Annotated in this window: 7 protein-coding genes; all 7 read right to left on the bottom strand. The window is 63.5% G+C overall.

Going from position 1 to position 9,106, the window contains the following annotated elements:
• Nucleotides 1-151: 151 nt before the first annotated feature.
• Nucleotides 152-1,330 (bottom strand): BaiN/RdsA family NAD(P)/FAD-dependent oxidoreductase, encoded by a 1,179-nt coding sequence (locus BLL38_RS09500; RefSeq protein ID WP_076962327.1) that lies wholly within the window; start codon nt 1,328-1,330, stop codon nt 152-154.
• A gap of 142 nt (nt 1,331-1,472) precedes the next feature.
• Nucleotides 1,473-2,810, bottom strand: coding sequence for an ATP-dependent RNA helicase DbpA (gene dbpA / locus BLL38_RS09495; RefSeq protein WP_232243967.1), 1,338 nt, complete (start codon nt 2,808-2,810; stop codon nt 1,473-1,475).
• 130 nt (nt 2,811-2,940) lie between these two features.
• Nucleotides 2,941-4,368, bottom strand: coding sequence for a multidrug transporter subunit MdtD (gene mdtD / locus BLL38_RS09490; RefSeq protein ID WP_076962325.1), 1,428 nt, complete (start codon nt 4,366-4,368; stop codon nt 2,941-2,943).
• Nucleotides 4,369-4,403: 35 nt separating this feature from the next.
• Nucleotides 4,404-5,294: an alpha/beta fold hydrolase gene (locus BLL38_RS09485; protein WP_076962324.1), complete on the bottom strand. Its 891-nt coding sequence runs from the start codon at nt 5,292-5,294 to the stop codon at nt 4,404-4,406.
• A gap of 164 nt (nt 5,295-5,458) precedes the next feature.
• Nucleotides 5,459-6,775 (bottom strand): TldD/PmbA family protein, encoded by a 1,317-nt coding sequence (locus BLL38_RS09480; protein ID WP_076962323.1) that lies wholly within the window; start codon nt 6,773-6,775, stop codon nt 5,459-5,461.
• A complete protein-coding gene (locus BLL38_RS09475) occupies nt 6,775-8,217 on the bottom strand; it encodes a TldD/PmbA family protein (RefSeq protein ID WP_076962322.1) in 1,443 nt (480 codons plus the stop codon). Before BLL38_RS09475 ends, BLL38_RS09480 begins: the two co-directional genes overlap by 1 nt.
• Nucleotides 8,218-8,323: 106 nt before the next feature.
• Nucleotides 8,324-9,019: an RraA family protein gene (locus BLL38_RS09470; RefSeq protein ID WP_029297314.1), complete on the bottom strand. Its 696-nt coding sequence runs from the start codon at nt 9,017-9,019 to the stop codon at nt 8,324-8,326.
• Nucleotides 9,020-9,106 lie beyond the last annotated feature (87 nt).

The raw sequence follows: 9,106 nt of genomic DNA, 5'->3' as shown, positions 1-9,106 counted from the left end.
ACGACTCAAGCCCTGGTCATCATTGGTCGCAAGCTGGCGCGTATCGCCTTTTCGCTCATGAAAAATCTGAGCGAATACCAGTCAAAAGCGGTTTTGGGGGCTTCCCCAAAACCATAGAATCTCCCACATTTTTACCGCGTACACCCTTGGTTCAGGCGTACTGCGCTGCCGCATACCCTGAAGCCCAGGCCCACTGGAAGTTGAACCCGCCCAGGTGCCCGGTCACGTCCAGCACTTCGCCGATAAAATACAGGCCGGGGCTTTTCAGCGACTCCATGGTCTTGGACGACACTTCCCGCGTATCCACCCCGCCCAGGGTGACTTCGGCGGTGCGGTAGCCTTCGGTGCCGGCCGGGACCAGTTGCCAGTTGCCCAGCTGGGTGGCGATGTCTGCCAGTTCGGCGTGGGTGTACTGCTTCATCGGCTTGGACACAAACCACGTCTCGGCCAGCAGGTTGGCCATCTTCTTGGTGAAGATCTCGCCCAGCAGGGTCTTGAGCTCGCTGTTGGGGCGCTCGGCCTGTTGCTGTTGCAGCCAGGCGTGGGCGTCGTGGTCGGGCAGCAGGTTGATCTCTACCGTGTCGCCGGGCTCCCAGTACGAGGAAATCTGCAAAATCGCCGGCCCGCTCAGGCCGCGATGGGTAAACAGAATGTTCTCGCGAAAGCTCTGCCCATTACAGCTGACCAGGCAATCGACTGAGGTTCCGGACAGCTCGCCACACAGCGCCTTGAGCTGATCGGTGATGGTAAACGGCACCAGCCCGGCGCGGGTCGGTAGCAGCTCATGGCCGAACTGCTTGGCCACCTGGTAGCCAAAGCCGGTGGCGCCCAGGGTGGGAATCGACAGGCCGCCGGTGGCGATCACCAGGGACTCGCAGCGCAATTCGCCGAGGGTGGTCTGCAACTGATAGCCGCTGTCGAGTTTGCTGATCGCCTGGATCGAGGTGTCCAGGTGCAGGCTCACGCCGGTCTGGATGCACTCGTCGAGCAGCATGCCGAGGATGTCGCTGGATTTGTTATCGCAAAACAGCTGGCCGAGTTTTTTCTCGTGGTACGGCACGCCATGCTTGGCCACCAGGCCGATGAAATCCCACTGGGTGTAGCGGGCCAGGGCGGATTTGCAAAAGTGCGCATTGTGCGAGAGAAAGTTGGCCGGCTCGGTGTACATATTGGTGAAGTTACAGCGGCCACCGCCGGACATCAGGATCTTCTTGCCGGCCTTGTTCGCGTGGTCGATCAACATCACCTTGCGCCCACGCCCGGCGGCGGTCAGCGCGCACATCAAGCCTGCGGCGCCAGCGCCAATGATCACAACTTCGGTCGAGCGCACAGCAATGTCCTCACAAAACCTGATGATCGTTCCCACGCTCTGCGTGGGAACGCCTCATGGACGCTCTGCGTCCGCTTGATGACGCAGAGCGTCACGGGATGCGCTCCCACGCAGAGCGTGGGAGCGATCGGGAGTGGTGTGCTTACAGGATCCGCACGCGCAACGAACGGCCCTTGATCTTGCCGTCGTTCAAGCGCTGCAGCGCCTGCTTGGCGACGCTACGCTCCACCGCCACGTAGGCCTGGAAGTCAAAGATCGCGATCTTGCCGACCTGGGCGCCCGGGATCCCGGCTTCACCGGTCAGCGCGCCGAGGATGTCGCCTGGGCGAACCTTGTCTTTACGGCCGGCAGCAATGCACAGCGTGCTCATCACCGGCAGCAGCGGCGCGCCGCCCTGGGATTTGAGGTTGCTCAGTTGGTCCCAGTTCAGCGGGGCCTTTTGCAGCAGTTCGATGGCCTGGGCGCGGTGCGCCTCGGACGGTGCCACCAGGCTGATGGCGATCCCGGTCTCACCGGCACGACCGGTACGGCCCACGCGGTGGATGTGGATTTCCGAGTCGCGGGCCAGTTCGACGTTGATCACCATGTCCAGCGAGTCGATGTCCAGGCCACGGGCCGCCACGTCGGTGGCCACCAGTACCGAAGTACTGCGGTTGGCAAACATCGCCAGCACCTGGTCACGGTCGCGCTGTTCCAGGTCGCCATGCAGGCCGACCGCAGAAATGCCCTTGGCGGTCAGGTGATCCACGGTTTCTTGCACTTGCTGCTTGGTAAAGCAGAAGGCCACGCAAGAGGCGGGACGGAAGTGCGACAGCACCTTGGTCACCGCGTCCATGCGTTCATCCGGGGAGATTTCGTAGAAACGCTGCTCGATCTGCTCGTCGGAGTGGAACGCTTCGGCCTTGACCTGCTGTGGCGCGCGCATGAATTTGGAGGCCAGTTGCTTGATGCTCACCGGGTAGGTGGCCGAGAACAGCAGGGTCTGGCGACGGGCCGGGGTCTTGCTGATGATGTCTTCGATGGCGTCGTAGAAACCCATGTCGAGCATGCGGTCGGCTTCATCGAGGATCAGCGTGTTCAAGCCGTCCAGCACCAGCGAACCCTTGCGCAGGTGTTGCTGGATGCGGCCCGGGGTGCCGACGATAACGTGGGCGCCATGCTCCAGGGAGGCGATCTGCGGGCCCAGGGACACGCCGCCGCACAGGGTCAGCACCTTGATGTTGTCTTCGGCGCGGGCCAGGCGGCGGATTTCCTTGGCCACCTGGTCAGCCAGCTCGCGGGTCGGGCACATCACCAGGGCCTGGCAACCGAAGTAGCGCGGGTTGATCGGGTTCAGCAGGCCGATACCGAAGGCGGCGGTCTTGCCGCTGCCGGTCTTGGCCTGGGCGATCAGGTCCAGCCCCTTGAGGATCACCGGCAAGCTTTGCGCCTGGATCTGCGTCATCTCGGTATAACCCAGCGAGTCGAGGTTAGCCAGCATGGCGGCGGAGAGCGGCAAAGTATTAAAAGCGGTGGCGATGGTGGTCACGGGACTGGCTCTGCAAAACAAAATGTCGCGCAGTGTACCAGTCCCGTGGGAATTTCCCTGCAAGTTCTAGACGAGTCGCTGCTTAAGGCTCAATGTCGTGCTCGCGGCTGACCACCCGTTTGCCATCTTTTGGCGACAATTGCAGGAAGATCGCCGCCGCCAGCATCGCCATGATGCCCACGGTCAGGAACGTCAACTGGAACGCCTCAAGCACCGTATTGACTCCATCGTTACCGGCTTGGGCAGTAAACCCGCCGAGCAGGGCGCCGGCACAGGCCACCCCCAGGCTCAGGGCCAGTTGTGCCACCACCGACAGCAGGCTGTTGCCGCTGCTGGCCTGGGCGTCGTCGAGGTCGATCAGGGTCACGGTGTTCATCGCGGTAAATTGCAGGGAGTTGATCGCCCCCAGCACGGCGAGCATCGCCAGCAGCAGCGGGTACGGCGTCTGTTCGCTGACCAGGCCCATGCTCGCCAGCATGATGCCCAGCGCCAGGGTGTTGCCGGTGAGCACGAGGCGATAGCCCAGGCGTTCGATCAGCGGCCGGGCGATGGACTTGGCAACCATCGCCGCCGCCGCCAGGGGCAGCATGCTCATCCCGGCCTGGGACGGCGAGTAGCCCAGGGCGATCTGCAGCAGCAAGGGCACGAGGAACGGCAGGGCGCCGCTGCCCAGGCGCGCGAACAGGTTGCCGAGAATGCCCACGGCAAAGGTGCGGGTCTTGAACAGCACCGGCGAGAACAAGGGGTTGTCGACATGCCCGGCGCGCAGCCAGTAGGCCGCCAGGCACGCCATGCCGCCGAACAGCAGCAACATCACGCGCAAGTGCGGCAGGTGCAGCTCGCCCAGGCCTTCCATGGCAATGGTGATCAGTACCATCGCTGCGCCAAACAGCAAAAAGCCCAGGCTGTCGAAGCGTGTACGCTCGCTGCCGCGCAGGTCGGGGATGAATTTCCACACGGCGTAGCAGCCGATCATGCCCACCGGCAGGTTGATCAGGAAGATCCAGTGCCAGGTCAGGTACTGCACCATCCAGCCACCCATGGTCGGGCCGAGCAGGGGGCCGAGCAGGCCGGGAATGGTGATAAACCCCATGATCCGCACCAGCTCTGAGCGCGGGTAGGCGCGCAGCACCACCAGCCGGCCCACCGGCAGCATCAGCGCACCGCCCAGGCCCTGGATCACCCGTGCACCCACCAGCATGCTCAGGCTGCTGGACAGGGCGCACAGCAGCGAGCCGATGCTGAACAGCATGATCGCGCCAAAGAAAATCTTCTTGGTGCCGAAACGGTCGGCGATCCAGCCCGAGGCCGGGATCAGCAAAGCCACGGTAAGCATGTAGGCGATGATCACGCCCTGCATGCGTAGCGGGTTTTCTGCCAGGTCTTCGGCCATGGCGGGCAGTGCCGTGTTGAGAATCGTGCCGTCGAGCGATTGCATGAAGAAGGCAATCGCGACCACCCAGGGTAACCAGCGGGCGGTCTTGGCATCGAGCACGACACGATTGGGCATGGGATCCCTTTTGTTAGCAGGCTATGTGTTGCCGATTATGCGCCAACCTCTGCCGGTTTTCCCACTGGCGGTTCGTCTATATCGGCGATGGCCACGTCCTGGCCCACCAGGAAGTCGATCAGCGCCCGATGCACCGCCAGCGCCGCCTCCCGCGACTCCAGGTCGAGCAAATGGCCGGTGTGCTCGGCGCTGGCGAAGCTGCTGCGGCCCACGTACTGTTTGAACAGTTGGGCTTCATTGGCCGGGGTGTATTCGTCCAGGGTGCCGTTGAGAAAGTGCACCGGGGTTTCGATCTGGCGCAATTGCGGCAGGTAGTTACCATCACCCAGGGCCAGTACCTGGTGAATATGAAAGCGCGCCTGGCGGTATTCGGTGGTGGCCATGGTCGACAAGTGCCGATGGTTATTGCGCTTGAGCCGGCTGGAGAGGAATTTGCCGACCGTCTCATTGAGCAAGTGGCCGACGGCGGACTTGTCATCGGCCTCGATCAGCACCCGCACGCGCTCCACATATTCGAGCATCGCCGGGTTGAGGTTGGGCGCCAGGGCCATGACCACCGAGCTTTCGATGGACGGCGGGTTGCGCGCCAGGGTCAGCAGGGTCGAGATGCCGCCCCAGGAGGCCGACACCAGGTGGTTGACCTGGAAGCGTTCCACCAGCGCCCGCAGGATCTCGACTTCGTCGTCCTTGGTCACCAGGTCCAGGTCGGTGTTGTAATGGCGCGAATAGCCGGAAAACGGTAGGTCGAACATCAACACATTGAAGTGCTCGGCCAGGCACTTGCTGGTGCGGGCGAATGAGCGGGTGGTGGACAGCGCGCCGTTGACCAGCAGCACGGTCTTGCGTTGCGGATCGTTGCCCAGTTGCTCTACGTGAACGTTGTAGTGCTTGAACAACTTATCAATGACAAAACTTCCTTGGTACATGTCAACGCTCCGGCTCGCCCTATCCCGGGCGAGGTCATGCATCATTTGCGAACAAATGGGTTGAGAGTGGCGGGATGCCACTAACCTTTATAACGAGGTTTTGGAGTGTCGACAACAGCCCGCCAGACAATGGGATTTTTCATCAAGATGCAGGGCGCTTACTCCTACAACGTTAGTGTGAGGCGTTTTACCAACGCGCCGGGCAGCAAGTTGGACGAGGTGTTGCGCTCGCCATAGGTGCTGGCCGACAGCAGCAACTCGCGCTCGGCCGTCAGCGCTTCCAATTGCGAACCCAACAGGTGATATACGCTGTCATCAAAACGCATGGTGCTGACCGGCGCCTTGATCTTGCCGTCTTCCACCCAGAAGGTGGCGAAACGGGTCATGCCCGTCAGGCGCGCCGCCGGTTGGTCGGAGTAGTTCAGGTACCACAGGTTGCTGATATACAGGCCGGTGCCCAGTTGCTTGAGGATATCGGCCTGGGCCAGGTTGCCGGCCGCCATCTGCAAGGCGCTGGGCGACTCATCGCCGCTGGCGCCGTTGGTGCTCAAGCCGTATTCGGCGGCGCTGCGCGAGTTGACCAGTTGCCCTTGCGCCTGGCCCTTGGCGATCAAGGTCACGTCGCTGCGCGGGTAACCGTCCCGGGAAAACGCCGGGCTCAGGGAGGTCGTGATCTGTTCGCCCAGGCCCACCAGCGGGCTTAGCGCCTGGTCGCCGGCATACAGGCGCTGCAACGGGCTGCCCTTGCTGGCGATGGCCTGTGCAGAAAAACCACCCCAGGCCAGCAGGCCGATGATTTCTTCCATGGCCGCCGGTGCCAGGTAGGCGCGGTATTGGCCGGGCGCCAGGGGGTGTAACGGCCGGCCAAGGAACGCCAGTTGTTCGCGGGCTTGCTGCAAGCGCTGGGCAAAGGCCGCGCTGTCCCAGGCAGCGCCGGCGTAGCTGGCCTTGACCGCTTCGCCATTGGCATGGAATAGGCTGAAATCAAAGTTGAAGCTATTGGCCTGGTGCCAGCCAAAAGCCCCCGCCGAGCTGGCGAACCCACGGCTGATTGGCCCGGCGGCATAAATGCCGACCAGGTCGAGCCCTTGGGCGCCCTGGCTGATGTCGGACAGCACCTGATCGAGGGCCGGCAGTGCCTGGGCCTGCTCGCTGGTGGTTTGCCAGGCCGTGCGGTTGAGCAGCAGGTAAGGATCCCTGGGCAGCAACGGCAAGGTGTCGCGCAGTTGTTGCAGGCCCTCGGCCAGGCGCTGGCGGTCCACCTCGGGGGTGCCAGCCAGGGTGATAGCGAGGTCGGCGTGCCGGCCATCGTTGATCAGCTTGAGGTTGAGGCTGGCCTGCTGCACCTGGCCGGCCTGGCGTACTTTGGCGTGGTTGAAACGCACGAATTCGGACGACTCCGCTGCGTAGCCCAGGTGAAACTGTTCCTCGTCGGTGATGGCCTGCTGGAGCCACTGCACCAGGTCCTTGAAAGCCTTCATCAGGCGTCTCCTCCAAACACATCCACATTGCTGAAGACACACGCCGGCGAGGCATGGCCGACGCGGATCACCTGGTTCGGCTCGCCCTTGCCACAGTTGGGCGTGCCCAGCACCTTGAAGGTACTGGTATCGCCCACGGCACTGAGCTTGCGCCAGAACTGCGCGGATATCGCCCGGTAGTTGGGGTTCTTCACCACGTCCTTGAGCTCGCCGTTCTCGATCAACCGGCCCCATTCGCAGCCGAACTGGAACTTGTTGCGGGCGTCGTCGATGGACCAGGAACGGTTGGTCGACATCAGGATGCCGTGTTCGATGCCGCCGATCAGTTGCCCCAGGCTCTGGTCGCCAGCCTCGATATTGAGGTTGGCCATGCGGTCGATGGGGGCGCGGTTCCAACTGCTGGCACGGCTGTTGGCCACGCCGCCCAGGCCTGAGCGGTATTGCGACAGCGCCCCGCCCAGGGGCCTGAGCAGCAGGCCGTTACGGATCAGGAACTGCTTGCTGGCGGGCGTGCCGTCATCGTCGTGGGCGTAACTGGCCAGTTGCTCGGGGATATCCGGGTCGAAGGTCACGTTCAGCAGATTGGAGCCGTATTGCAGATGGCCGAAGTCGCTGGCCTTGACGAAGCTGGTGCCGGCGTAATTGCGCTCGTCCCCGAGGATGCGGTCCAGCTCCAGCGGGTGGCCGATGGATTCGTGGATCTGCAGGATCATCTGGTCGGGCATCAGCAGCAGGTCGCGCGGGCCCTGGGGTGTGTTGGGGGCCAGCAGCAGTTGCAGGGCCTCGTCGGCCACCCGTGGCGCGGCGCCTACCAGGCCGAAGCGGCTGATCACATCAAAGCCGCCTTGCTGGCCAAAGTTGCTGCCGCCCAGAGTGCGGGTCTGGCTGTCGGTGCCGTCGTAGGCGGTCACGTTGACGCCGGGGAACATAAAGCGTTGGGCCTGGCGCAACTCGGCGCCAGCACTGTTGAGGTAGATCTGTTCAACATGGGTGGTGCCCAGGCTGACTTCCCAGCTCACCAGGCGCTCGTCCTTGGGCACGGCGGCCGATTCGGCGCCGAGCAGTTGGTAGCAGTCGCTCAGGGACGGGAAGGGTTGGTCGAGCTCTGGCGACAGGTAGTCGGCAATGTCACTGGACACCGGCTGGTCGCGCAGGTCGAGCAGGGCATGGGGCCTGATCCGCCGGGCTTGCTGTTCGGCGCGCTCCAGGGCGGCTTGCAGGCCGGTCAGGGAAATATCGTGAGTGGCCGCGTAGGCTTCGACACCGTTGAGGCGCACGGTGAGCATGGCGCCTTCGTCACGGCTCAGGTGCGGCGGTTCGGCGACGTTCTTGCGCACCGACAGGTACTGGCCGGACTCGCGCACGTAGCGCAGGGAGAAGAATTCGGCGCGGGTGCGCAGGGCGGCGAAATGTTGTTTGAGTTGCGGGTGTTTGTCGAACATGGGGACCTCCTTGTTGGCCTTGAGGGCCCCATCGCGGGCAAGCCCGCTCCCACAGGGGGAACGCATTCCAAATGTGGGAGCGGGCTTGCTCGCGATGCTTTTGGCTTTAGACCGGGCAACCCTTGGCGCGCAGGATGGCGTCAAAGCGATCAGGGTCCAGGGTGCCGGCTTCGATGGCGGCCAGTGTGGCTTTCTCGCGGGCCAGCAGGTCATGGCAGCGCACCAGCAATTCCGGCAGTTCGCTGCGCGAAGCGGCGACCACGCCGTCACCATCGCCGATCATCAGGTCGCCAGGGGCAACCAGCATGCCGGCGCAGGAGATCGGCACGTTGATCTCGCCACCGCCGTCCGTGCTCGGGCCACGATGCACGCCGCCGATGGCGTAGGCCGGCAGTTCGCCGGTCTGCCATTCGTCGAGGTCGCGCAGGGCGCCGTTGATCACCACGCCCACAATGCCGGCCTTCAGGGCCATGGCGCGCATGATGCCGCCGAACACGGCGCGGGTCAGGTCGGCGCTGCCGTCGATCACCAGCACATCGCCCGGGCGGGCCATCTGCATGGCTTTGAGAATCATCAGGTTGTCACCGGGGCGCACCCGCACGGTCAGGGCGCTGCCGAGCATCGGTGCATTGCCGTGGAAGGCCTTCAGGCCCAGGCCACCGACGTTACGGCCCAGGCAATCGCTGACGGCCGCGGCCGGGATCTTGCTGAATTCCTTCAGCCATTTTGGATCCAGCGGTTCAACGTTTGGATTGATCAGGAAGCCGGTAGGCCATTTGCTCGAAGAAACGACATCAAACATGAGAAAGCCTCGTGGCCAGGCAGAAGCCGGCGTGTCGGTAGGAAGGTGAAACGTTTGCGCGAGGGGCTAGATTAGGCCGGCGCGGGG

This window comes from Pseudomonas gessardii, assembly GCF_001983165.1.
GTDB lineage: Bacteria > Pseudomonadota > Gammaproteobacteria > Pseudomonadales > Pseudomonadaceae > Aquipseudomonas > Aquipseudomonas gessardii.
The sequence above is the reverse complement of the archived record's forward strand: the minus strand, read 5'-3'. Positions and strand labels throughout refer to the sequence as shown.